Raw genomic sequence first — 24,590 nt, 5'->3', positions numbered from 1 at the left:
GCAAATAAATATCCGGTACGCGAAGATACCGCGACTAGGAGAAGATTTTATGGTTTTAACATCTCCCTTACCGTTTGAAGCTGCTACTCCAGCGCACATTTGCCCATTTGATCAAGCTTGTAGTTACTTAGACGCAGCAGGTAAAGAATTAAAGCTAGATCAAGGTGTATTGGCAATTCTCAGTAGTCCCCGCAAAGTGGTGACGGTTTCCATACCCGTGAAGTTAGATAATGGTGAAATCCAGGTTCTTGCGGGACATCGGGTACAGCACTCTGATATTTTAGGCCCATATAAAGGTGGGATTCGTTACCATCCGGCTGTGACATTGCGGGAAGTTTCCGCCTTAGCCATGCTGATGACTTGGAAATGTGCGTTATTAGGCATACCCTATGGCGGTGCGAAGGGAGGTATAGCCATAAACCCCAAAACTTATAGTGTGGGCGAATTAGAAAGAATCAGTCGCCGCTATATCAGCGAATTAATTAAAGATATTGGTCCATCTGTAGATATTCCCGCCCCAGATATGGGTACTTCCGCCCGTGAAATGGCTTGGATGATGGATACTTATTCTGTAAACGTTGGTCATGCTGTCCCCGGAGTTGTCACAGGTAAGCCCCTTTCTATTGGTGGTTCCTTGGGAAGAGAAATGGCCACGGGTAGAGGTGTAATGATTATTGTCCGTGAAGCATTAGCCACCCAAGGTAAATCCCTTGAGGGAGTGCGAGTAGTGATTCAAGGTTTCGGTAATGTCGGGGGTGCAGCCGCAGAATTGTTACACAAAGAGGGAGCGAAGATTTTAGCTGTTTCCACAGGTTCAGGGGGGATTTATTCCCCAGATGGTCTTGATATTCCGGCATTAAAAGCCTACGCTGCTGAAAATCGTAAAAGTATTGCAGGTTTTCCGCCAACAACACCCATTAGCAATGCAGATTTACTAACTTTAGATTGCGATGTTTTAATTCCAGCAGCTTTGGAAAACCAAATTACCAAAGAAAATGTGAATCTGGTACAAGCGCAAATTGTCGCAGAAGCGGCTAATGGTCCAGTGACTTTGGAAGCTAACCAATTTCTAGAAGCGCATGGTGTAACTGTGCTACCAGATATTTTAGCCAATGCTGGGGGTGTTGTTGTCAGTTATTTAGAGTGGGTGCAGGGTCTTTCTTATCTTTTTTGGGATGAAGAACGTGTGAATCATGAAATGGAAAAGTTAATGGTACAAGCCTATCAACACATAATTCAGCAGTCAAAGATTAGGCAAATTCCTCTACGTTTAGCAGCTTATACCTTGGGTGTGGGTAGAGTTGCACAGGCGCTTGCTGATCGAGGTCTCTATCCTTAAAAGAATATTACCAGTGTTAATTTGGTGTTGTTGATTTCAAATATGAATTTGTCTCAAGCAATGCACCTTTGGCGATGTTTTGACACGCTGAAGGATATTGAAAACTTGCTAAAAGGCACTGCTATCCTGAGCAGTGAGGAAGAACGCCGGCGGCGTGTCAAAATACTAGTGACACCTCTATATTCACTTTGCCAAGCTATACGGGACATTTGCAACTATTTAAACTCGTCTCAAGAGATGAGAAGTCAATTTAATAAAGCTCAGAGATTTGAGATTAATAAACTTCTCGATAATTTTCTAAAAGTTGTTCCACTTGACAAGACTAGTCCGATTCGAGGTGTGCGAGATAAACTATCAGCTCATGTAGACAAGTTGATGCCTTATGAAGCTAAAAGTATTTTTGATAAAGCTAGAAATCATGAAATTGGTACTTGGTTGCACGAATGTATTATTACATTGCAGCAATTACTATCTCTTGAAGTCTATGGATGGACTACAGATGACTGTCCTGAAGGTTACTTACGTCTCATGAGCGTAGAACCTTACTTAGTTACCTTCAAACTTGAGAATGGTAAACCAAGTATGATTGCTGGGGTTCATATTACTACATCACCTAAAAAACTAGTTTTAGAAACCTGCCGTGAAGTTATAACAACCTCACAGTGGATGTTTCGTATGGAAGATCCACACCTTGTTTCTCTTAAAGAAGAGGTTACTGATTCCTTTGAATCCGTATAATAAGTGCGTTGCAATCAAGAATTAGGTAAGTAAGTCGGTGCAAATAAATCTAACTATGTAACAAAATATAAAAACTCCAATACCCTTGTTATTGCTTCGTTTCACTCAGTTCCACTCGCAATGACAGACATTGAAATTTTCACGACGACTTACTTGTATCTTATACCAGTTGAAGATAAGCAATTAAAGGTAGTTCCTTATATAGTCAATCAGAAATATATTCCGCTTTCTTTGTTGCAAAAGTGTCATCTTAACGCGCCCATTGTTGCAAAATATAAGCGTAAAAAGCATCCTTATCTAGTTTATCCATCGCATAAACTTTCCGTTCCCCAGCGACCACCTTAGTTCTTCCCTGACTCAAACCAGTAGTGATAACTTCTATTTCCCATTCACGCAATTGATAAAACTCTGGGTGTCCTAAATAAGCCGTTGCTAGGACATCCCAAAAATAATAATCTTGGGGAATAACTAAGGCATAACATTGACCAGCTAAATCAGATATAGGATAATGGCGTTGTCGTCCCATTTTGTATACTAAATCCGATGTGACAGGCACATTATTAGTTAAATCTAAAGGACACATAATTATTTCAATTTTAGTTTGCAATACTCGCGCTGCTGAAACTGCATCCCAATAAACATTCCATTCGGCGGAACCATCTTGTCCTGGTTCTAAACTTTTTTCGACATTTCCACCAACATTTAATGCACCCCCCATCCAAACTATTTTTTCTATTTTCCCTTCAATATCCGGTGCTTTATCTAAGGCTGCTGCTACTGTCGTTAAAGGCCCCGTTACCATTAGCTTTACTGGTGCTGGTGCTTGACGCAAAACCCGAACCATGAAATCTTGACCTGTTTCTGCAACCAAAGGCGTGTTGATAAATTCACTTTGATTGAGAATGGGGAGATGGTCAACAATAAACGAATCACGGCGGTAGAGAGGAGGAAAAGCATTAATTCCGCGCACAGTACTTTCTGCCACCGGGATGTGAGAAAATTCCATTAAATCTAAAATTTTACGTGTCGCACTGACAGCAGGTTGAATATAGCAGTCGGCTGGAGTTACGACGATACCTAAAAGTTCGATATGCTCCATTGTTAACAGCAGCATGGTTGCTAAATAATCATCAACACCGCCATCATGATCCATTAATACAAGTTGTTTAGACATATAGGAGAATTAACAAATGGATGAATTCATGGAAGCAGCGATCGCACAAGCAAAACAAGGTAGAAAAGAAGGTGGGATTCCCATCGGTTCTATTCTCGTTAAGGATGGCAAAATTCTCGGCAAAGGACACAATAAACGTGTGCAAGATAATGATCCTGTCACCCACGCCGAAATAGATTGTCTCCGCAATGCTGGGCGAGTTGGTAGTTATAGAGGTACAACACTTTACTCTACCTTAATGCCGTGCTATTTGTGCGCTGGTGCAGTTGTACAATTTGGCATTAAAAAAGTTATCGCCGGAGAATCGAGAACCTTTCCCGGTGCTAAAGAATTTATGGTATCTCACGGTGTGGAAGTAATTGATCTCAACCTTGATGAATGCGAACAAATGATGAGCGAATTTATTGCAACAAATCCCGAACTATGGAATGAAGATATTGGGAAATAGTCATTAGTCATTAGAAGTTAAAATTTCCCCCCTGCTACCCTGCTTCTTCTGCTCCCTTTTCTTCTAAGATAGGACTTACGCATAATCTACGTTTTCTTGGCGTTCTTGGCGGCTTGGCGGTTCGATAAATCAAGATTTTTGGCAATTGTTGCGTAAGTCCTGTAAGAAATAATCAAAAGTTAACTTATCAGGTAACGAAGTTTGTGCGCCTAGTTTTGTTGCTGCTAAAGCACCGGCGGCTGAACCCCAAATAATTGCCTGATGTAAAGAAAGCCCTGTAAAAAGTGCGGCTGCTAAACCACCATTGAAAGCATCACCAGCCGCAACGGTGTCCACAGCATGAACTGGGAAAGCTGGAACAAAAAATGTTTCCTCAGCATTTGCGCAAACCACACCTTTTGCTCCCAATTTGACGATCGCACATTTCACACCCCTTTGCAATAAAACTTTAGCTGCTGTAAGTGCTGATTCCTGATTATCTACAGGAAAACCCACCAATTGCCCAGCTTCTACTTCATTGGGTGTAATAATGTCAACTAATTGATATAGTTCATCGGGTAAATTCGCTTGTGCAGGTGCGGGATCTAAAATTACTTGAATATTTGCGTTTTTTGCGGCTTTAGCTGCTGCTACTACGGCATCAAGGGGAATTTCTAGTTGTAAAAGTAGGGCGGAAGCTGTTGGTAGTATGTGGGATAATCGCTCTATATCTTCTTGATTAACTCTTCCATTTGCGCCTGGAATAACAACAATTTGATTTTCACCAGCATAATCTAAGGTGATAATAGCAACTCCAGAACTCACAGTTTCATCAATGAAGATATTTTCAGTCTGCACGCCAGCAACTTGCAAATTATGGACAAGTTCTGCACCGAAACTCTGTGCGCCTACACGTCCCACCATGTAAGTAGGAATCTCTAATCTCGCTAATGCTACGGCTTGATTTGCTCCTTTGCCTCCTGGTATTTTGAAAAAGTCTTCTCCTAATATAGTTTCACCTGCAATTGGTAATCGGGATGTTGTTGCTACTAGGTCTATATTGATACTGCCGAAGACAATAATGCTCATTTCTTAAAGGAGTAGCACTGGTTTTAGTTATTTTTAGAGAAAATTTTCACGCAGAGACGCGGAGGCGCAGAGAGAAAAGTTTAACTTTTCGGTTTTATAGAACTATTTGGAGTTTCTCATATTTAAATGTCCAGAATGGGCAAAGTTTACGATTTGGATGTTTCTCTGTTGGTAATCGGTGTGTTGTGCCATTCATTTTCCCAACCTAATTCTAATGCATCAATGACAGCAGAAGCGGCAGCTAATTCTGCATTTTCTTGTTGTTGCTGCCATTCTTTTAAAAGAGTTTCAATCAGCGCGCTGCGGTTGGCAACTTTAAGATCAATGTAAGTCAGTAAATCGTCTGGTAGCGAAAGAGAAATTTTAGCCATATTCTACTCAGAGTCAGATCATAAGTAGTATAAACTGAATTTTGTCAATATGACTCATGCCGAAATTGGAATAACGTAAATGGTGAACATCTGCGGCAAATAATTATGTGTTGTCAGAAATCCGGGTGTAGTAGGAACAATTTCAGATTCTTCCTAAGAAATTGTTTGAAAAGTCTAATTTATTACAGCCCTGGCGACTAGAAGTCGCGGCTATACAAACAAAACCCGCCTGCGCGGGTTAAACACCCCATTTCTTCATTAGTCCACGGAGGTGGACTTTGCCTGTGTAGTAGCGTTCGCGAAGCGTGCCGGAGGCTCTATTATATTCGCCCAAAACTTTTCAAACATCCTCTATCCGGAATTTTGGGCGTAAATCAAGTTAGGCGATCGCCTGCTCACTGTCTTCTCTGATATCTTAGTAGAAAACCGGAGCATAAGTCCTATGGTGATGACTGCACCCACTTATTCCCAACGCGCCATACTGCCAAATATTAGTTGGCATACCTTTGAAACCATTCTCGCCGAAATGGGGGATCATCGGGCGACACGACTGGCTTATGACCACGGAACACTGGAAATCATGACTCCTTTAATGCCCCATGAGCATAATAAAAGACTGATAGAAAAGCTGATTGATAGTCTAGCAGAGGAACTCAACCTGAATCTGAAAAGCACTGGTTCAGTGACTTGTAAACGCCAAGATTTACAAAGGGGTGTGGAACCAGATTCGAGTTTTTACATCCAGAATGAACCTGTGATGCGAAGTAAACAGAATCTCGATTTAAGTCAAGATCCACCACCTGACTTGGTAATTGAGGTAGACTACACCAGCGCTTCTGTGGACAGACTCCCGATATATCTGGCTTTGGGTGTACCAGAGGTTTGGCGTTATGACGAACCTGTAATGCAGATTTACCAGTTACGAGAGGGTGTATATATTCCTTGTGATGTTTCGCCGACTTTTGCCCATCTGCCTTTAACAACTGAAATTCCTCGATTTTTACAAGAAAGTCTCAAAATTGGCGAAATACCGATGATTCGCTCTTGGCGTGATTGGATAAAGCAGCAGATCGGAAATTGACAGGCTATCGCTAAAACGCTATACCATATCAAAGTGCATCATACATAAGCTTTTATCTTATGCCTAGTGTTGAACGCGACGAAAAAAGAGAGCATCGCATTAAAACCGAGATAATTGTCGATGCTGAAGATAAAGAAGACAGGGCAATGGGTTGGTATTACTACCTGGATGACACCCTGAATGTGCCATTTATGGCTACTTTGAAGAAGAAATCACGCAAAACATCCGTAGTTGAGGAGAAAAAAGTTGAGGTGTTGGGAATGGCACCCGATGATGAGTGTTTAAAAGATATGTATGTCGAAGTCGTTTATCCCAATGGCCAGGATGAAGATGTGTTTACTGCCAAGCTATCAGAATTAGTAGTAATTGATACTGATATTGATACTAAAGAAGCGATCGCAGATTGGCATTATTGGCTGGCTAGAGGTTATAAATTCTGAAAATTAGCAATTTATAAATGCCTAATTATCCGGCAGGGGTTGCCAGCCGCAACTACATTTGCCGGGACATCTTTAACAACTACGCTACCAGCACCAATAGTCGTGTTGTCGCCAATTGTCACGCCGGGACAAATAATTGCACTGCCACCAATCCAAACATTATTGCCAATTTTCACAGGAGCAGCAAGCTCTCTACCAGAAAGACGAATTTCTGGCTCTGTGGGATGGTAAGCCGCATAAATTTGCACGTAAGGAGCGCATAGGACATTTTCACCAATTTTGACTAAATTGCAGTCTAAAATTACACAACCATAATTCATATACAATCCATCGCCAGCATCAATATTGCTGCCATAGTCGCAATGAAAGGGTGGCACAATGGTTACTTTATTTCCTAATTGACCGAATAATTCTGCCAAAATTTGTTGCCGTTGTGCCTCCTGTTCTTCTGTTGTGGTGTTGTAACTTCGTAAGAGACGACTGGCTCGTTTTCTTTCGGATACTAATTCCGAATCCTCTGCCAGATATAATTCACCTGATAACATTTTTTGCTTTTCAGTTTTTTCCACAAAATTAATATTCCAAATATACTTAGTATCAATTCAACTTAATACCTTATAATTACCAGACTAAAAACTGGCAATTACGTACTTTAAAGCTTTTTTAGGGATAATTCCGGAATTATCCCTAAATATATCTTTCAGCAGGTGAAGAAATGGTATATATTTAAAATTGTATTGTCAAAAGAAAATTTTAGTAAATTTACTGATATTATGTACGCTTGCCCATTTTAAGTATTACAAGCAATTACTTAAAAATAATTTTACAAGGAGTTTAGTGAGATATGCCCTTTCGGATTTTAAGTTTAGACGGTGGGGGTATTCGCGGTGTAATTTCCGCAACGATGCTGGCTGCAATTGAGAAGGAAATTAATCAACCCTTGAATCAATACTTTGATTTAATTGCTGGAACTTCCACAGGGTCGATTTTAGCAGCTGGTATTGCCGCAGGAATCAGTATCCAAGAAATTATTGGCATATATCAAGAAAAAGGCTCCGTAATCTTTCCCTACCAAAGCCGTTTTTCATTCAAAAGAATTCCTGTACTACTGAAGTACGGTTTATCCGCGCCTAAGTTTTCAAATGAAGGTTTGGTCAAAGTTCTGAGCGAAACTTTAGGTAACACAAAACTATTAGATATTAAAGATCCGTTACTATTAATTGTTGCTTACGATACCATTGCCAGACAGCCAATAGTATTTAAAAGCTGGCATGAAGAGGCTGGTTATGGCAATGTGCCTTTATGGGAAGCCTGTCTTTGTTCGTCTTCAGCGCCCACTTTTTTCCCAGCCCATCAACTAGACAAACGAATCAATGGCATAGTGCAGTGTGCAGATAATAATGCCATAACATTATGTGATCAGGTATCTGCCAGCGATAATATATATAATAATACACAGATTAGAATAACTAGTGGTACAGGAAAAGGTCAAACTCGGACTATCAAAAAGTATGAGGGAAAAAAACGTAGAGCTGTGATAGATTCACCGTGGGAAAATATTCCCGATCATACCTCTAGCTACTCCATCAAAACTATTTACTCTGCTATTGATGGTGGTATTGCTGCTAATAACCCCTCTAGCTGTGCAGTTGCTGAAGCTTTAAGATTAGGGCATAAGTTTGAAGAGATTAGCGTTCTCTCCATAGGTACTGGTGATTTAACGCGAATCATCCCATTTGAAAAAGCGGAGGGCTGGGGTCTGATTCAATGGGCGCAGCCACTCATTGGTGTGTTGTTGGATGCTTCTTCAATTGTGCATGAGTATATTACTAATAAAATCATTGATGATCGGGTTTTGCGGTTGCAATTCAAGCTTGATGGTGATTTAACAGATAAACGTTTAAGTGATGATATTGATGATGCGAGTCAAGAAAATATAGATAATTTGATTGAGGCGGCAGAAGTTTATATTCAAAATCCAGAAATGCAAAAGCGCTTACATAAATTCTTAGGGTCTAATGAACAAATCATAAGTTGATGGTTTGAGAAATGCTGAAAAATAACCCAAGCTGTTTGAGGACGTAAAAATCATTAACAGCTTGGTATAGATAACTATGCTTTCTCATGTAGTGAAAGACTTGTTAGGTGGAAAATAGCACACAAAAACTTCAGAGGTTAGATTTAGTTTTAGTGAGTTCAATACTAATTCTGCCACCAAAATCTGGAATAGGTGCGGCGGGTTTACTGACAATAACTTGAACTTGGGTAACGCGATCGCACTGTTCCAAGATAGAATCAGCGATCGCACCTACTAACCTTTCGAGCAAAGCAAACTTAGCTGTTTTCACCAAATGTTGTATAGAGCTAATGACGCTGCGATAATCTAGAGTATCTTCAATTGCGTCAGTCTTGGCAGCTGTGGAGATATCTAACCATAACTTCACATCCACCTCAAACCATTGCCCTAATACCTGTTCTTCTGGTAGATACCCAGTGTAGCCATAGCAGCGAATATTGGTTAAATGAATGCAATCCATAAGACTTTAAGAGTAAATTTGACATTTGGCACTGGAAAAACACAACTTTCCCAGAGGTTAGGAAAGTGCTGAGTACTGAGTGCTGAGTGCTGAGTATAAACCAAGTAGGGGTGCAATACTTTTCGGTTAAAGTTTTGTTCGCGTAGCGTGCCGTAGCGTAGGCAATCCCCCCAACCCCCCTTGAAAAGGGTGGCTAAAGTCCTCAAAGTCCCCCTTCTTAAGGGGGATTTAGGGGGATCTCCAATGTGCAAATATCGTTAACCGAACAGTATTGAGTAGGGGTGGGTTTACAGATATGCTCAATTACTAATAACAATTTTAATAAACCCGCCCCTACATCAAGGTTTTCAGTAATCAACAATGTCCTAACCTCCTTGACAGTTGCTTTAGTTCATAATTATCTAATGGCTATGCTTGATTTAATACCATTTGCCTATAAGAATGTTAATCAACTTTGGGCTTATATCTTGACGGAGACACTAAAACGTCTGGGATTGAATTGTGTCATCATTTGTCCTGGTTCACGTTCTACACCTTTAGTAGTCGCCTTTGTCCAGCAACAACCTGAGATAGAAGCCATTTCGATTCTCGATGAGCGTTCAGCCGCCTTTTTTGCCTTGGGAAGAGCCAAAGCCACTGGGCTTCCTGTCGCCCTAGTTTGCACCTCTGGAACAGCCGGAGCGAATTTTTACCCCGCGATCATTGAAGCCAAAGAAAGTCGCGTACCACTGTTGGTATTAACCAGCGATAGACCACAAGAATTGAGAAATTGTCATTCTGGGCAAACCATAGACCAAATTAAATTATATGGTAGTTACCCAAACTGGCAAGCAGAGTTAGCCATACCTTCCCCAGACATGAGAATGCTAGGTTATTTACGGCAAACAATCATTCATGCTTGGGAACGTTGTCAAACCCCTACACAGGGGGCGGTACATTTAAATATTCCCTTTTCTGACCCCCTTGCACCCATTCCTCATGGAATTGATTTGAGCGATTTACAGTCACAGTTCCAACCAGAAGAATTTTTTGCAGGTGTTGCACCGACTCACCCTATCGCCCATTTTCCATTCCCGATTCCCCAACAGTGGTTAAACTCTGAGCGAGGAATAATTATTGCAGGTGTAGCCCAACCCCAAGAAGCAGAAAAATATTGTCAAGCGATCGCCCGTCTTTCCCAAACACTCAACTGGCCTGTTTTAGCTGAGGGACTTTCGCCAGTTAGAAATCATGCAGACCTCAACCCCTATATAATTTCCACCTACGACATCATTTTACGCAATCAGCAACTCGCCCAAGAATTAACACCAGAAATGGTAATTCAAGTTGGGGAAATGCCCACCAGTAAAGAACTGCGTCACTGGCTATCTACTACGCAACCCCAACGCTGGATTATCGATAGTAGTCATGATAACTTAGATCCTTTACATGGAAAAACCACACATTTAAGGATATCTGTAGAAGAGATAGAAAACTTGGCAATAATCAATCATGACCAGGGAATTTATTTACAAAAATGGTGTAACTTTGAAACAAAAATCAGAAAAAATATTCATGAAACCTTTGTAAATATTGACCAATTAATTGAAAGTAAAGCCGCTTGGGTAATTTCGCAAAATCTCCCACCGGGAACACCCTTGTTTATTTCTAATAGTATGCCAGTCAGGGATGTAGAATATTTCTGGCAACCAAACAACTTAGGTGTAAAACCTTATATGAACCGAGGCGCAAATGGTATTGATGGCATACTTTCCACCGCTTTAGGAATTGCACATCGTCAGCAAAGTAGTGTTATATTAACAGGAGACTTAGCCTTATTGCATGATACCAACGGGTTTTTAATTAAAAATAAATTTATTGGTCATTTAACAATAGTTTTAATTAATAACAATGGTGGCGGTATCTTTGAAATGTTACCAATTAGCAAATTTGATCCACCCTTTGAAGAATTTTTTGCTACTCCCCAGGATATAGATTTTGCTAAGTTGTGCGCCACATATAATGTGCAGCATCAGTTAATTAATTCTTGGAAACAATTACAAGAAAATTTGCAGTTCTTACCTAAGAAGGGAATTAGGGTTTTAGAAGTAAGGACAGATAGAAAAATAGATGCTCAATGGAGAAAAGATAATTTAAATAAGTTTGGGGCGAATGTTGCAGTATAAATCGAACATTTGCCTTTTTACCCGCGCCTAGTGCGCCTCTGCGTGACATTTACTTAGTACAGATGTTAAAAAGAATAATAGTAACCTTTTGCACGGTTTTACCGTCAAAGTCACATAGTCAACAATTGTCCTTTTTAGTCCTGTGAGTCAGCAAATATGAAAGAGGAACTGATTGCTACATTTTTACAGATTTTACGCTTTAATATGCGTTGGATGACTTGGAATTTATTTCTGGCTTTTATACCTTTAGCGTTAAGTGTTTGGTTATTTCGCATGAAACGCGGACGCTCTTGGCTGTGGTGGCTAGGATTCCTGGTTTTTTGGGCATTTTTACCGAATGCACCTTATTTATTAACTGATGTCATTCATTTTATAGAAGATATCCGTCGGATTCAATCAGTTTGGATGATTACATTGGTGCTAATTCCGATTTATCTAGTAGTAATTTTGGCTGGCTTTGAAGCTTATGTGATATCTTTAATTAATTTAGGTTACTATTTACACCGCATAGGGAAAAGTCAATGGATTTTAGGGGCTGAAATGATTACCCATGCTCTTTGTGCTGTTGGGATTTACTGGGGTCGATTCTTACGTTTCAACAGTTGGGATTTTGTGACTCAACCTGATGCTTTACTAACTACAGGTATCGAGGAGTTACTTGGTAGACAGCCTTTAATAATTATTGCTCTCACCTTTGTGATTCTGCTAAGTTTTTATTGGATTATGAAACGAGCATCTTTAAGTTTTGTGATGCAGCCAAAAAATGGTACAGACATTCAGAGGGAACGAACTCATACAGATCTATATTAATTGTTCTGCTTCATCCGCTACTTTTAGCCTAGTTCAAAATTGTCATGGTCGCGAAATCAGCATAGCATAGCCCATGTCACCTCCAAACTTTATGAGGGACAAGGGCTATTTATTATAGAAAATTAGAAGCTATTCATATCTAGAACCATCTATTTATCTATCTAAAGAATGGTCTATAGAGCAGGTAATTTCTTATCAAAAGCAGGATGAAACTTAATTAAACCTGCTGTGTAATTAAATTAACTTGTTTACTTTTAATTGATAGGAGTTCAATAATATGACGATATTATCCCATGATGAACTCAAAAATTTAGTTGATAATTCCCAAATCCCTTGTGTTTCTTTATATATGCATACGCAGAAGGCAGGGCCAGAAATTCGCCAAAACCCAATTCGTTTTAAAAACTTAATCCGTGAAGCTGAGGAACGTTTATATGCTACGGGTATGCGCCACACTGAGGCGATAGATTTTCTCCAGCCAGCTAAAGAACTTGATACAACTGATTTTTGGCAAAACCAAAACAACGGATTGGCAATTTTTATTTCTCCCCAGATGTTTCGTTATTACCGTCTGCCAATGGAGTTTCAAGAATTGGTAGTTGTTAGCGACAGGTTCCATCTGAAGCCACTGCTGCATTTAATTAATAGTGATGGCAAATTTTATCTCTTAGCTCTTAGCCAAAAGGATATCAAGTTTTTTGAGGGAACAGGCTACAGTCTCAATGAGGTAGAAGTAGCAAATATGCCTCAAAATATGGATGCAGCTTTGATGGAAGATGATATTCAAAAAGGTGTCCAACATCGTATTGCTACATCTAGAGGGGGAACTGCTAATGTGTCTCAGAAACCCGGCGATTTTCATGGTCAGGGAAGTCCCGACAGAGATAAACGCCAGGAAGATATTTTGCAATTTTGTCACATTATTGATAGGGCGGTACACGAGAAAATCCGGGGAGACAATGCGCCCTTACTGTTGATGGGGGTTGAGTACCTATTCCCAATTTACCAAGAGGCAAATACTTATCCTTATTTTATCGAATCAGGTATTACGGGTAATCCCGAAATGATGAAGCCGGAAGAGGTACATGAGCAGGCTTGGCCGATTGTCGAACCTTTATTTCATGAAAATCAGCAGTCAGCAATGGCGCGTTATCAACAATTAGCTGGGACTGGGACAACTTCTAGTGATATTAAAGAAATTGTCTCAGCTACTTATTGCCAAAGGGTTGATTTGATGTTTGTGCCAATAGATATGCAAGTTTGGGGTAAATTTCATCCAGATACCATGACTGTAGATTTACACTCAGAACCAGAGCCAGATGATGAGGATATGTTAGATTTTGCTGCCATTCAAACATTTATCAACGGTGGTAAAGTTTACACGGTTGACTCAGAACAAATGCCAAATGGCACACCAGTCGCAGCTATTTTCCGGTATTGATAGTTTTTGTGGGGTGGGCTTCTAGCCCGCCCACAACAGGCAAGACTTGTACTGAGCTTGTCGAAGTATGCCTGTTCCACAAGAGAAACGAGAAACATCATGCACTATTTTAAGCTTGCCACGCCACTAGATTAATTGAGTTTTTTCATATAGGTATTTTCAGATAAATAGACCACGCTGGCGGTTTAGGCTGCGCCTATTTGCTTTCTGGCTGCTGCTAAAATTAAACGTTGTTCAGCACGAGCGATCGCTTTATAAGTCCTTTGCACTGCTTCAGGTTCAACGGAAATAGAAGTGATCCCCCACTCAACCAGTTGATCAATGATTTCTGGATAAATCGCTGGGGCTTGACCGCAGATTGAACAAGGTATCCCCGCAGTTTTCGCCATCTGAATTAGTTGAGCGATCGCACCCATGACCGCCGGATGACGTTCATTCAAGACTCTAGTAATTTGTCCTTGTTCTCGGTCTACACCTAATAGTAATTGGGTAAGGTCATTTGTCCCAATAGAAATCCCCGCTACACCTGCTTTGACATATTCTGGTAGCAAAAACAGCACACTCGGCACTTCCGCCATCATCCACAGTTGAAACTGCGGTACTTGGGTTAAGCCAGCTTGCTCAACCTTACCCCGACAAAAAGAAAACTCTGGCACACTGCGAACAAAAGGCAACAATAAATTAATATTGCTGTATCCAGCTTTCTGCACATTTGCCAAAGCTGTTAATTCCAACTCAAACACGGCGGGATTGCATACATAACTGAATGTACCACGCTCGCCCAAGGGTGAATTTTGCACAGAATGTTGATGATGTAGCCCTGAAGGTAACTCATTGACTCGCCAATCCAAAGAACGATAAAAAACTGGTCGGGGAGCAAAAGCACGAGCAAATTGAATAATCTGCTCAGTCCATTTTTCTAACAATTCTGCTTGACGACCACTGACTAGCCAACTTTGGGGATGTTGTCCTTCTAGAATGTTGAGTAACATTAATTCTGAGCGCAATAATCCCACTCCATCCACAGGTAAACTTTGCCCTGGCTCGATTAACCTGGGCTGACTCAGATTAACTAGCAACTGGGTAGAAATCATCGGTAACTGAGGAACAACATGAGAATGAGGCGATGGGGGAACAGTTGGCTCTAGGGACTTGAATCCTGGAGTTTCTCCCTCTGGGGCTTTTTCTCCTCTGATGCGATAAACTTCTCCCCTATCGCCATCCACAAGCAACCTTTCACCGCTTTGAATCAAGACTGTAGCATCTGCGGCACTAACTACGGCTGGGATACCCAATTCTCTGGACAGAATTGCCGCATGACTGGTTAATCCTCCCCTCTGTGTAATAATGCCAGCAACTTCTTGTAGAAAAGGTAGCCAATCTGGTGTAATAGTTGGTGCTACTAAGATTACTCCCTTGTGTATTTTTTCTGGTTTCTTGTGAGTATCAGTAATTACATAAGTTGTTGCGGTTACACGTCCCCCAGATGCTCCTAGACCTTTGATGATAGCTGGTGTGGCGTAGCCATAGTGTAAATGAGGAATTGCAGATTGAGGCGAACTAACTTGAGTTAAGTGGAGAGTGGGATCTGGGGTGTGATCGGAGAGCGTCCATTTAATGGTAAAATTGTTACCTATTTCACTCACAAGTTGATTCCCTAGAGTGATTACTTGTTGCAGATATTCTTCTGATAAAGTGTATTGCTTCTGTTGAGTTTCTTCAAGTACATAAGTCACTATATCAGTATTATCTGCCGTGATGACTAACTTGGGTGAATCCATAGCTGCGCCATGAGCAAAACCATAAGCCAGCATTTTATTGCCTAGATGTCGCTCTAATACTATCCCGGTTTCTTGTTGGATGTAGTATACATCAGGTTGGACATCACCTTGGGAAAGGGCTATTCCTAATCCCTTAGTAGCTTCTATTGTCCATCCAGAAGAATGAGCATAGAGAAGACCACTAGCGATCGCATTCTCCGCCGGTTGTACCAACACCGCTAAATTAATCTGTTGCAGGTTAACTCCCACCCGCCGCCAATATAGTAGACTCCTAGCCCGAAATAACTGACTCCAGGCGCGTTTTAATGCTGAGGCGATCGCTTCTGGCTCGCAGCGACAAAACATCGCATCCAACAATCCCGATGTATTTCCTATCCTTGGCGCGATCGCCGATAAAGCCAAGCTGGGGCGCAAAATCAGATAATTACCTGGCCATTCTCTCGCTGCGGCGCAAATTTTATCCACCCATTGCGCTGGTACTGTGCCTGTCATGATTTCTTGACGCAAACGGCCAGCTACCTGCTGAAGTTGTCGCCAATTAGCCACATCTAGATGCAAAGAAGAATAGGGTAAATCTGCTACTAAAGCGGATGTACTATTGAGAGTTGTGAGAAATTGTGTTAATACTTCTGCGGAAACGACAAAACCAGGTACTACCGGATAGCCACGCTGCATAATTTTACTCAAGTAAAATGCTTTGTCACCTACCTGAGTGCGGTCTTGCAGTTTAATTTGGTCAAGCCAGTAGAGTTTATCCACTCAATTTGTTAGTTATCAGTTGTTTAGTTGTTGTGAAGTGTCTTTCCTCCTGATAGATTTTCATATATCTTCTACTGAAGACCTGCCAAGAAGATTTCCGGTAATTTACATTTAATTACGCCAATAAGAGTTATTTCTTAGAGGCTAGGGTTACTTCAATTATTCAGTTTATTGTGAAATCTAGCAATGAAAATTAGAACGTTACCACGATATGATTTTTGACAATCTAAAATACAGCTGTTCCAGTGTAATGTAGATGATAGTATTTTTTCCAGACCAGAATTGTTAAACACTTACTACCTTACACCCGATGATTCATTGAATCTCATATTTAGGCTGTGTCTCGCTTTGCTAATCGGGGCAATCATTGGTATAGAGCGCCAATTTAAGCATAAGCCAGCCGGGTTCAGAACTCATATGTTAGTCAGTTTTGGCTCGGCAGTGTTTGTGATTATACCTTTACAAGGAGCTTTGCCACAGATGACTGGTGATGCACTTAGTCGAGTTATCCAAGGTGTTGCTGCTGGTGTAGGATTTCTTGGGGCTGGAGAAATTGCCCGCCAATCTTCTCCAGAATCACAGCGCATTAAAATTCAAGGACTCACTTCGGCTGCATCCATTTGGGTTTCCGCAGCTTTGGGAGTTGCGGCTGGGTGTGGTTTGTGGCGGTTAGGATTAATTGGTGCTGTACTAACTTTCGTGGTTCTCAACATATTTAAAAAATTAGAATAAAAAGTTTGTCATTGGTAAATAACTATTTTTCCCCCAATCCCTAGTCAAGATACGATTTCGCCTGATTTCACATACAGAATTTGCGAGGAATTTAGCCACTGGGCATCAAAAGAACTGAGGTGAGTGGTAGTAATTAAGGTTTGAAAACGGTCTTGAATGGCATCAAGTAGTTGATTTTGGCGGAATGGGTCTAATTCAGCAAGAACATCATCTAGTAAGAGCAGGGGTGGTTCTTGGACGACTTGTTCAATGAGTTCTAATTCGGCTAATTTGAGGGCTAATACTAGAGTTCGTTGTTGACCTTGGGAACCGTATTGACGAGCCGGGGTTTGATTAATCATTAATTCTACTTCGTCACGATGAGGCCCTACAAGGGTAGTACCTCGGTAGAATTCGGCAGCAGAACGTTGGTGAATTTTAGCTAAAAAAGCTGCCTGTATCTCTTCTGGGGGGGTTTCTGCCAAGGACACACTAGGCACATAATTGATTTGCAGAACTTCTGTACTACCACTAATACTAGAATGCCAAGCCGCAGCAATGGAAGCTAGTCTTTGAATAGCGCGATCGCGTCTTCTAATTACCTTTGTACCAGTGGTAACTAATTGAGCATCCCAGATAGCCAGTGTTGAATCCCTTGTAGAGACGCGATGAATCGCGTCTTGATTTCGATTTATCCCGTCTGCTGAATCGAGCGACTTCCTTAAAAAAGCATTGCGTTGGCGTAAGACCTGGTTATATTGCTGCAAAAGATGAGCATAAACTGGTTCAAGTTGAATTAACAGTGTATCTAGCCAATTACGACGAACATCAGGGCCTCCGCGTACCAAGTCTAAATCCAAACTAGAAAACTGTACAGCATTTAGTACACCTAAAAAATCCATTTGTCGGCGCACAGATTCGCCATTAATCGCCACGCTACGGCGACCATTACGGCGGAGAGTTAAAGCCAAATCACTAGTACCATTTTCTCGCTCCAGAATGGCATTAATTTGAGCGATGTCCTGTCCTTCTTGAATAAAATCGCGATCGCGTCCCATGCGATGCGATCGCAACGTCGCCAGCAACTCCACCGCCTCCAACAAATTAGATTTTCCCTGAGCATTATTACCTACCAGAATTGTTTTCGCAGCAGTAAACTCAACCTTCTGGTCTTGGTAATTACGAAATTGTCTCAGGTGTAGATTTTTTAAGTACATAAATCATGGTCATTAGTCATTAGTCATTAGGAAGTCACAATCTTTTTCCCATGCACCCTGCTGGGCGGGTTTATGAAAAATTTCGACAGACCACAGACTCACTGCTTGAACCCGCCTCTACTGTCTCCTCAAACACTCTTTTTGCCTATCAAGCGGAAGAAAAGCTTTTCCATTTCAATCCAGACAAACATCAAAGCACTGAAACCACAACAAATAGCCAACTCTGCGGGAGGTAGAAAATGAGTTCCAAAGAAAGCGCGCAGGGGTGGGACATAAATGAGCATTAACTGCAAAATCGTTGTCACCACTACAGCACCTAAAACAAACATATTAGAGAAGGGATTCGTCTCTATAGTTAGCTTGTTATTAGAACGAATGGCGATCGCATGACCCATCTGTGCTAAACATAACGATGTGAATACCATTGTCTTCCACCGTTCGGGGTCTAGTCCTTCCACTGGTATCTGGCAATGATTGAATGCCCACAGCATTAAAATAATCGTAATAATGGCGAAAACGATGCCTATGCGAATGATGTAAGAACCTAACCCCCTAGCAAAAATACTTTCGCGGGGACTAAAAGGCGGACGCTTCATGACATCTGGTTCTGGGGGTTCCACAGCTAAGGCCAAAGCAGGTAAACCGTCTGTTACCAAGTTCATCCAGAGAATTTGTAATGGTGTCAGGGGAACACCTCCTAGTCCGAGAAGTGGTGCTGAAGCAATAGTGAGAACTTCGCCCACGTTACTACCAAGAATGTATTTAATAAAGCGGCGAATATTGGTATAAACCACTCTACCTTCTTTCGTTGCAGCGACGATAGTCGCAAAGTTGTCATCAAGCAATACCATATCACTGGCTTCTTTACTCACATCCGTGCCAGTGATACCCATCGCGATGCCAATATCAGCTTGTTTCAAGGCTGGGGCATCATTGACACCATCGCCGGTCATGGCGACAAATCTCCCCCGACGTTGCAACGCTTGCACAATTCGCAGTTTGTGTTCTGGGGAAACTCTGGCGTAGATACTCACTAAGTCAACTTGTTGCTCTAATTCCTGGTCAGTTATATGCTGCAATTCTTGACCTGTGAGGACTCTATCACCTTCTTGGGCTATTCCCAAATCAATGGCGATCGCTCGTGCAGTTAGCTGGTGGTCGCCTGTAATCATGATGGGGCGAATTCCGGCATTTCGAGACTCCTGTACTGCTACCCTCACTTCTGGACGTGGGGCATCTAGCATCCCTATTAAGCCCAGCCAAACCAAGTTTACCTCAGATGTCTCCTCCGAACCTTCAGGGGGGATTTCTGCCAAGGGTTTGTAAGCAAAACCTAGTACCCGCAATCCTTGACTTGCCATCTGGTTATTTTCTGCCAGAATTTTCTCCCGTTGTTCGTCGGTCAATGGGGCAGAATTATTACCCATAATAATCTGAGTACAACGCGCCAAAGTCAACTCTGGCGAACCTTTGGTAAACATTAAATAAGGTTCAGATTCGATCAAACCAGCAATTACAGGATCTACAGCCGTTAAAGATGCTTCACCTGTGGCGACTTCTTCCACTTGACAAATTACGCTCATCCGCTTGCGTTCCGAATCAAAGGGAAACTCGCCAATGCGGGGTAATTTACTATTCCATTGGTCTTTTTCAATTCCGGCTTTTCCCGCCACTGTCACCAAAGCGCCTTCAGTGGGGTCGCCTAAAATTGCCCATTCGCCTTTTTCTTTTTGCAGCACCGCATCAGTACAAACGGCAGAGGCGACAAGCATGGCGGAGATTTCGGGATAATCTTCGACAGAAATTGCTTGACTATCTAAGAGAAAATCGCCTGTAGGTTCATAACCTTCTCCTGTCACCCGAAAAACATGGTTATTGGCATAAACTGACTGCACCACCATTTTATTTTGGGTCAAGGTGCCAGTTTTATCAGAACATATTGTAGTGACAGAACCCAAGGTTTCTACGGCTGGTAGCTTACGAATCAAGGCGTTATGGCGTACCATGCGCTGAGTTCCCAATGCTAAAGTCACCGTGATTACAGCAGGTAAACCCTCTGGAACCACAGCCACCGCCATACTCAAGGAAACTTCTAAAAGTTCTCGGATGTTGCCAAAACCTCTGGCTTGAATAGTCCCACCGACGACGACAAAGGCGACGAGAACCAAGGAACTCGTAACTAGGACATTACCTAGCTGAGTCATGCGCTGCTGCAAAGGAGTAGGCTCATTTTCCACTGACTGCAACATGGTAGCAATTTTACCAAGTTCCGTTCGCATTCCCGTGTGAGTTACTAGCACCTTAGCGCGTCCTTGGACGACTTCAGTACCTTGAAAGACTAAATTTATGCGATCGCCTAATGATGTATCTTCCGGTAAGATTAAATTAGCTTGCTTGCTCACAGCCTCAGCTTCACCTGTGAGTGCTGATTCCCGGACTTGTAAATTAGATTGTTCAATCAAGCGTCCATCAGCTGCTATCTGCATCCCCGCTTCCAGCAGCATCACATCTCCTGGGACAAGTTCCTTGGCGGCTATCTCGATCAATTTGCCGTTACGGAGGACTCGCACCAAGGGAGAAGTCATTTTTTTCAACGCGGCTAAAGCTTGTTCAGCACGAGTTTCTTGGACATAGCCCAATATGCCATTAAGAATTACAATCGCCAAAATTGCAATCGTATCTTTGAATGGCACTTCTCCAGCCTTAAATTCTCCGGCTTGCCAAGCCATGAAGTCTAAAAAACCAGAAATGAAAGCTACGGCAATCAGCATCAATAACATAATGTTTTTGAACTGATCTAGCAGAATTTCCCAAGAACTGCGACCTTCATTTTCTTCTAGTTCGTTGTCACCGTACTTTTGTCGGCGCTGTTGCACGTCTTGAGATGTTAAGCCACTGTCTGCGTTACTATCAAGCAGGTTTAAAGCTTTATCAATTTCCCAACTATGGCAAACAGCGTTACTTTCTCCTGACGGAGACCCTTCATTAACAGGCAGAGAATTAGCAGACATTGTGTGTGTCACAGAAATGGTTATAGAATTCGATCATAATTTAGGGATGACTAGAAAAGCATCAACTAAAGTTAAACTCAGAATTTTCGCCAAGCTGTGTAACTTGAAAGTAGATGTGTTCAGTAAAATTTACTAATTTTTCTGGCTTACTTCTATGTATTTATCCGCTACAAAAGTAGGAAATAACACATTTCACTTGCTTATAGTAACTCTAAAAACCACCATTTGGGTCATCAAGGATATGCCAAAATTAATTCTGGGCGTGCTAAACCGTTGAACAAATATGCTTAATATGAGTTTTGCACTTCCTAGTTTGATTGCCAGCCAAATGTTTGGTCAAAGAACAATTCGACCGTTAACAGCAGCCACTCTTTGTGGCATTGCTTTCATCAAAGATACACTGATCGCTATTGATAGTGTTAAAGGGCATTTACTGGAGATTGATCCCACCTCTGACAACAGTAAAATCCGAAATCCCCATCAAGTTAGGGAATTTAGCGATGTTGCCGGTCTAGCAGTATGGTCAGATTCTTTATGGGTAACACGCGAAAACAGTGTTTACCTTTCTAAACTCTCTTCTTTGGGTCTAGAGCATTTTGTCACCTTGCCTTATGCTGCTGATGGCGTTGCTGTTTGGGAATCAACAGTTTACGTTAGCTGCCAAAAGCTAGGCAGTATTTTGATTTTTGACCGCAATACGCGCAAAGAAATTACCAGGTTTTATGCACCTGGGGTAGGGGTGGAAAATTTGGCAGTCAGCCTTGATACCCTTTGGGTTTGCGATCGCACTGAGCAAACAGTCTATGCTATGGACAGAGGCACAGGTCAACTTCAATTCAGCGTGTTAACGCCATTTGAATGTCCCACAGGTATAGCCATACATACGAATGAAGAAACAGGCAAAGAAACCTTATTCGTCTCCTATGCCTCCGAAGAGCCTTATATTCGGGATAATCCCAATGCTGATCCGTGTCATGAACTCACATACCGCGATCGCACATTTATCCACCCTCTACATTACCATCACGAACCAGATAAACAATACGCCCTATCTAACGGCTATCTGATTGAAATGTCCTATGCCGAGGAAATTGCGCCTTTAGACGAGGTGTATTTACCGGATGTAGAATGGCGTATTGCCTTGCCCTCAGAAACCGAACGCCAAAAGCTAAAACACATTGAACCTATTGGTGTCCCTTTTACCGAAGAAGTCATAGATGGGCAACGTGTAGCAGTCTTTAAATTTGAAGCCCTAACTCCTGGCGAAAGGCATATATTTGGCTGGAAAGCCCTGTTAGAAGTTCGCGGAATCAAATATCGCATCACCCCCAAAGATGTAGAAAATGCTCCCGAAATATCACCAGAATTTCAAAGTCGCTACTTAGTAGATGACGACGATTTAGCAATGGATACCGACATTGTGCGTCGTGCTGCCAATGAAGCCATTGGCACAGAAACCAATCTGTTGCGGAAAATGTACAATATCCGCAACTACGTTTACGATGAACTATCCTATGGCATTAAACCCCACATTGACACCCCTGATTTGGTCTTAGAACGGGGTGTTGGTTCCTGTGGTGAGTATGTTGGTGTTTTATTAGCTTTATGCCGCTTAAATGGCATTCCTTGCCGCACAGTTGGTAGATATAAATGTCCTCCCCATAGCGAACACCAAGGAGTTCCATTACAACCAGACTTTAACCATGTTTGGTTAGAGTTTTATATCCCCGGTTTTGGTTGGTTGCCAATGGAATCTAATCCTGATGATGTGGGGAACAATGGCCCTTACCCTACACGCTTTTTTATGGGTTTATCCTGGTATCACATTGAAATTGGCAAAGGCATCACCTTTGAAACCTTAAGCAGTCAGGGTTCAAGGCTAACAAAAGATGACATTCCTCTAGGCGACTTGGCAATTAATCACATCCGCTTTACGATTCTTCAAGAATTACCGCCATTTAGTCATTAGTTATCTGCGACAAAAAATGTAGAGACGTTGTATACAACGTCTCTACAAGGGTTCTGCAAGCAGCATATTTAAAGCACTGATTGTATGCCGGAGACAACTTAGCAGCCCCAACGATTCATCTGGCTTTGAGTTCTGCATTTCAGCAGAAACCTCATAAACCTCAATTTGCAGCCGTACCTGGATATCACTTTGATTTTCTCCCCAGAATTTGACTACTGGTGTGGCGGAATCATAAATGAGTTCTATTCGCTTCCCAGGCAGACAACTATAGCTACTAAAACCATCACCACATCGAATACCTGTGTCCCCTGATTGTGATGTAACTACAATTTTTGTGGCGGGTGGATTAATCTTCACTTCCCGTTTCGTACCTTCAGGTAAAACAGTCAAAAAATAGGTTTTGATAGGTTGCCGAAGTTCTTGAATTTCGCTGCCATTCTCATTAACATAAGGGGAAGAATTATCAGCATTGATTGGTAAAATAAAACTGAAAACCATGAATAAACTGGCGAGTATTACAAGTTTTAACTTCTTATACATATTAACAGTGAGCAGTGAACAGTTATCAGTTATCAGTTAAATCCTTGGGTCTAAGTCCCCCACTATACGCCTCTTCACTGATAACTGAATTTAAATTCATATTTATTATTTTAGCTGTTGATGTGTGCTACTAATATTTCCTCTCAGTTTTTAAGTTGGGTAATGGGTGTGAATAAGATGTCTTTTCAGAAAAATCACAAATTGAGTTAAAAGGACAAAAGCGGCAGTGTTTCCCTGGATTAGGTGGAAATATTTTACTAAAATTACTCTTTTGTTCGTGATATTTTTGTAAATCGTATTGATGCTTGTTGGCAATATTGGCTAAATTTAACTTTAAAGATTCTAACTCCCGATTGTTCAGGCTAATTAAATCGGATTTTTTAGACATCTCCAAATTATAAAATGATGCTACCGCTTCTAGTTCAGGGTAAAGATAACGCGCAGCTAGTAAATAAACTAATGCCTGTCTTTGGTCAAAGGCAGATTTACCAGTTTTGAAGTCTAAAATATGCAAAGTCCGCTCAGATTCCCGAAACACACAGTCCATAGCTGCATATAAGCGGAAATTAAAATCTTCCTGTTTCACAAAGATTGGTTTGGGAAAGCCTTCATCTCCCCTTGTTAACTGGACAATCTGTTTATTTAACAGTAAGGGGGCATCATGATATTTTTGCAGAATTTGCCGCACGCGCTGTTGGACTTGTTCAGTTGAATTGCTTAATTTGAGTAACTGGGCAACTTGATCTACACCGTCTGATTGATATAACAAATGTCTATTATGATGGAATTCATAAACGCCTTTTTGGGCGAGGATGCCAATCCGTTGGGGTGCAGTAGCCTGACCTAACAGCGCTTTAACTTGCGGTTCATGTTGACGCGCTTTAATAAACCCCCTCCTCATCTGGCAATGCCAACGTTCTTGTCCGGTTGCTGGGGCAACTAAAGACCAAAGGTGATAACTGGCAAAAGGTCGATTAGTTAATGACATTG

General features: G+C 41.6%; 21 protein-coding genes. 11 read left to right on the top strand and 10 right to left on the bottom strand.

Annotated features, from left to right (window positions below; genetic code table 11):
- Positions 1-49 precede the first annotated feature (49 nt).
- Positions 50-1,339, top strand: coding sequence for a Glu/Leu/Phe/Val family dehydrogenase (locus ACM0OW_RS00575; RefSeq protein WP_414548097.1), 1,290 nt, complete (start codon positions 50-52; stop codon positions 1,337-1,339).
- A 48-nt stretch (positions 1,340-1,387) separates the two neighbouring features.
- A complete protein-coding gene (locus ACM0OW_RS00570) occupies positions 1,388-2,077 on the top strand; it encodes a hypothetical protein (protein ID WP_414548096.1) in 690 nt (229 codons plus the stop codon).
- A 250-nt stretch (positions 2,078-2,327) separates the two neighbouring features.
- Here ACM0OW_RS00570 and ACM0OW_RS00565 read toward each other — a convergent pair whose 3' ends face one another.
- Complete coding sequence (locus tag ACM0OW_RS00565) at positions 2,328-3,251, bottom strand: nucleoside hydrolase (RefSeq protein WP_414548095.1); 924 nt, start codon at positions 3,249-3,251, stop codon at positions 2,328-2,330.
- Between the two features lie 16 nt (positions 3,252-3,267).
- Here ACM0OW_RS00565 and ACM0OW_RS00560 point away from each other — a divergent pair, with 16 nt between their 5' ends.
- Positions 3,268-3,699 carry a nucleoside deaminase gene (locus ACM0OW_RS00560; protein WP_414548094.1) on the top strand — a complete coding sequence of 144 codons (432 nt, stop codon included), beginning with the start codon at positions 3,268-3,270 and terminating at the stop codon, positions 3,697-3,699.
- 129 nt (positions 3,700-3,828) lie between these two features.
- On the opposite strand, the gene rbsK is transcribed toward ACM0OW_RS00560, so the two are convergent.
- Both rbsK and ACM0OW_RS00550 read right to left on the bottom strand, forming a co-directional pair.
- Entirely contained in the window at positions 3,829-4,767 is a 939-nt protein-coding gene (rbsK, locus tag ACM0OW_RS00555; RefSeq protein WP_414548093.1) for a ribokinase, read from the bottom strand.
- A 146-nt stretch (positions 4,768-4,913) separates the two neighbouring features.
- Entirely contained in the window at positions 4,914-5,138 is a 225-nt protein-coding gene (locus tag ACM0OW_RS00550; protein WP_414548092.1) for a hypothetical protein, read from the bottom strand.
- Between the two features lie 442 nt (positions 5,139-5,580).
- Between ACM0OW_RS00550 and ACM0OW_RS00545 the strand changes: the two genes are divergently transcribed.
- Both ACM0OW_RS00545 and ACM0OW_RS00540 read left to right on the top strand, forming a co-directional pair.
- Positions 5,581-6,219: a Uma2 family endonuclease gene (locus ACM0OW_RS00545; protein ID WP_414548091.1), complete on the top strand. Its 639-nt coding sequence runs from the start codon at positions 5,581-5,583 to the stop codon at positions 6,217-6,219.
- 59 nt (positions 6,220-6,278) lie between these two features.
- Positions 6,279-6,659 carry a calcium-binding protein gene (locus ACM0OW_RS00540; RefSeq protein WP_414548090.1) on the top strand — a complete coding sequence of 127 codons (381 nt, stop codon included), beginning with the start codon at positions 6,279-6,281 and terminating at the stop codon, positions 6,657-6,659.
- An 11-nt stretch (positions 6,660-6,670) separates the two neighbouring features.
- Here ACM0OW_RS00540 and ACM0OW_RS00535 read toward each other — a convergent pair whose 3' ends face one another.
- On the bottom strand, positions 6,671-7,228 hold the full coding sequence (locus tag ACM0OW_RS00535; RefSeq protein WP_414548089.1) for a sugar O-acetyltransferase: 558 nt from the start codon (positions 7,226-7,228) through the stop codon (positions 6,671-6,673).
- 275 nt (positions 7,229-7,503) lie between these two features.
- Between ACM0OW_RS00535 and ACM0OW_RS00530 the strand changes: the two genes are divergently transcribed.
- Positions 7,504-8,697 carry a patatin-like phospholipase family protein gene (locus ACM0OW_RS00530; protein ID WP_414548088.1) on the top strand — a complete coding sequence of 398 codons (1,194 nt, stop codon included), beginning with the start codon at positions 7,504-7,506 and terminating at the stop codon, positions 8,695-8,697.
- 130 nt (positions 8,698-8,827) lie between these two features.
- Here ACM0OW_RS00530 and folB read toward each other — a convergent pair whose 3' ends face one another.
- Complete coding sequence (gene folB / locus ACM0OW_RS00525) at positions 8,828-9,196, bottom strand: dihydroneopterin aldolase (protein ID WP_414548087.1); 369 nt, start codon at positions 9,194-9,196, stop codon at positions 8,828-8,830.
- 410 nt (positions 9,197-9,606) lie between these two features.
- On the opposite strand from folB, the gene menD reads away from it, so the two are divergent.
- From menD to ACM0OW_RS00510, 3 genes are all read left to right on the top strand, one after another.
- Positions 9,607-11,361: a 2-succinyl-5-enolpyruvyl-6-hydroxy-3-cyclohexene-1-carboxylic-acid synthase gene (gene menD, locus ACM0OW_RS00520; RefSeq protein ID WP_414548086.1), complete on the top strand. Its 1,755-nt coding sequence runs from the start codon at positions 9,607-9,609 to the stop codon at positions 11,359-11,361.
- Positions 11,362-11,517: 156 nt separating this feature from the next.
- A complete protein-coding gene (locus tag ACM0OW_RS00515; RefSeq protein ID WP_414548085.1) occupies positions 11,518-12,171 on the top strand; it encodes a DUF1361 domain-containing protein in 654 nt (217 codons plus the stop codon).
- A 277-nt stretch (positions 12,172-12,448) separates the two neighbouring features.
- Positions 12,449-13,612, top strand: coding sequence for a hypothetical protein (locus tag ACM0OW_RS00510; RefSeq protein ID WP_414548084.1), 1,164 nt, complete (start codon positions 12,449-12,451; stop codon positions 13,610-13,612).
- Positions 13,613-13,797: 185 nt separating this feature from the next.
- On the opposite strand, the gene ACM0OW_RS00505 is transcribed toward ACM0OW_RS00510, so the two are convergent.
- Complete coding sequence (locus tag ACM0OW_RS00505) at positions 13,798-16,152, bottom strand: putative PEP-binding protein (RefSeq protein WP_414548083.1); 2,355 nt, start codon at positions 16,150-16,152, stop codon at positions 13,798-13,800.
- Between the two features lie 282 nt (positions 16,153-16,434).
- On the opposite strand from ACM0OW_RS00505, the gene ACM0OW_RS00500 reads away from it, so the two are divergent.
- A complete protein-coding gene (locus ACM0OW_RS00500) occupies positions 16,435-16,884 on the top strand; it encodes an MgtC/SapB family protein (RefSeq protein ID WP_414548082.1) in 450 nt (149 codons plus the stop codon).
- A 44-nt stretch (positions 16,885-16,928) separates the two neighbouring features.
- On the opposite strand, the gene recF is transcribed toward ACM0OW_RS00500, so the two are convergent.
- Together recF and ACM0OW_RS00490 are read right to left on the bottom strand one after the other, a co-directional pair.
- Positions 16,929-18,080 (bottom strand): DNA replication/repair protein RecF, encoded by a 1,152-nt coding sequence (gene recF / locus ACM0OW_RS00495; protein ID WP_414548081.1) that lies wholly within the window; start codon positions 18,078-18,080, stop codon positions 16,929-16,931.
- Positions 18,081-18,208: 128 nt separating this feature from the next.
- Positions 18,209-21,091 (bottom strand): cation-translocating P-type ATPase, encoded by a 2,883-nt coding sequence (locus tag ACM0OW_RS00490; protein WP_414548080.1) that lies wholly within the window; start codon positions 21,089-21,091, stop codon positions 18,209-18,211.
- 292 nt (positions 21,092-21,383) lie between these two features.
- On the opposite strand from ACM0OW_RS00490, the gene ACM0OW_RS00485 reads away from it, so the two are divergent.
- The gene (locus ACM0OW_RS00485; protein WP_414548079.1) at positions 21,384-23,060 is read left to right on the top strand and encodes a transglutaminase domain-containing protein; all 1,677 of its coding nucleotides are present in this window, start codon (positions 21,384-21,386) and stop codon (positions 23,058-23,060) included.
- Positions 23,061-23,102: 42 nt separating this feature from the next.
- On the opposite strand, the gene ACM0OW_RS00480 is transcribed toward ACM0OW_RS00485, so the two are convergent.
- Together ACM0OW_RS00480 and ACM0OW_RS00475 are read right to left on the bottom strand one after the other, a co-directional pair.
- Positions 23,103-23,558, bottom strand: coding sequence for a hypothetical protein (locus ACM0OW_RS00480; protein ID WP_414548078.1), 456 nt, complete (start codon positions 23,556-23,558; stop codon positions 23,103-23,105).
- Positions 23,559-23,730: 172 nt separating this feature from the next.
- Positions 23,731-24,588: a PD-(D/E)XK nuclease family protein gene (locus ACM0OW_RS00475; RefSeq protein WP_414548077.1), complete on the bottom strand. Its 858-nt coding sequence runs from the start codon at positions 24,586-24,588 to the stop codon at positions 23,731-23,733.
- Between the last annotated feature and the right edge of the window lie 2 nt (positions 24,589-24,590).

This window comes from Anabaena sp. CCY 0017, assembly GCF_963920885.1.
Taxonomy (GTDB): Bacteria; Cyanobacteriota; Cyanobacteriia; order Cyanobacteriales; family Nostocaceae; genus Nodularia.
This window is presented reverse-complemented; position numbering and strand designations above follow the sequence as displayed.

What these genes read in the sequence shown, in the direction of transcription:
- ACM0OW_RS00575 (WP_414548097.1), top strand. Translation starts at nt 50, where the DNA reads ATGGTTTTAACATCTCCCTTACCGTTTGAAGCTGCTACTCCAGCGCAC.
- ACM0OW_RS00565 (WP_414548095.1), bottom strand. Translation starts at nt 3,251, where the DNA reads ATGTCTAAACAACTTGTATTAATGGATCATGATGGCGGTGTTGATGAT.
- ACM0OW_RS00560 (WP_414548094.1), top strand. Translation starts at nt 3,268, where the DNA reads ATGGATGAATTCATGGAAGCAGCGATCGCACAAGCAAAACAAGGTAGA.
- rbsK (WP_414548093.1), bottom strand. Translation starts at nt 4,767, where the DNA reads ATGAGCATTATTGTCTTCGGCAGTATCAATATAGACCTAGTAGCAACA.
- ACM0OW_RS00550 (WP_414548092.1), bottom strand. Translation starts at nt 5,138, where the DNA reads ATGGCTAAAATTTCTCTTTCGCTACCAGACGATTTACTGACTTACATT.
- ACM0OW_RS00545 (WP_414548091.1), top strand. Translation starts at nt 5,581, where the DNA reads ATGGTGATGACTGCACCCACTTATTCCCAACGCGCCATACTGCCAAAT.
- ACM0OW_RS00540 (WP_414548090.1), top strand. Translation starts at nt 6,279, where the DNA reads ATGCCTAGTGTTGAACGCGACGAAAAAAGAGAGCATCGCATTAAAACC.
- ACM0OW_RS00530 (WP_414548088.1), top strand. Translation starts at nt 7,504, where the DNA reads ATGCCCTTTCGGATTTTAAGTTTAGACGGTGGGGGTATTCGCGGTGTA.
- folB (WP_414548087.1), bottom strand. Translation starts at nt 9,196, where the DNA reads ATGGATTGCATTCATTTAACCAATATTCGCTGCTATGGCTACACTGGG.
- menD (WP_414548086.1), top strand. Translation starts at nt 9,607, where the DNA reads ATGCTTGATTTAATACCATTTGCCTATAAGAATGTTAATCAACTTTGG.
- ACM0OW_RS00515 (WP_414548085.1), top strand. Translation starts at nt 11,518, where the DNA reads ATGAAAGAGGAACTGATTGCTACATTTTTACAGATTTTACGCTTTAAT.
- ACM0OW_RS00510 (WP_414548084.1), top strand. Translation starts at nt 12,449, where the DNA reads ATGACGATATTATCCCATGATGAACTCAAAAATTTAGTTGATAATTCC.
- recF (WP_414548081.1), bottom strand. Translation starts at nt 18,080, where the DNA reads ATGTACTTAAAAAATCTACACCTGAGACAATTTCGTAATTACCAAGAC.
- ACM0OW_RS00490 (WP_414548080.1), bottom strand. Translation starts at nt 21,091, where the DNA reads ATGTCTGCTAATTCTCTGCCTGTTAATGAAGGGTCTCCGTCAGGAGAA.
- ACM0OW_RS00485 (WP_414548079.1), top strand. Translation starts at nt 21,384, where the DNA reads ATGAGTTTTGCACTTCCTAGTTTGATTGCCAGCCAAATGTTTGGTCAA.
- ACM0OW_RS00480 (WP_414548078.1), bottom strand. Translation starts at nt 23,558, where the DNA reads ATGGTTTTCAGTTTTATTTTACCAATCAATGCTGATAATTCTTCCCCT.
- ACM0OW_RS00475 (WP_414548077.1), bottom strand. Translation starts at nt 24,588, where the DNA reads ATGTCATTAACTAATCGACCTTTTGCCAGTTATCACCTTTGGTCTTTA.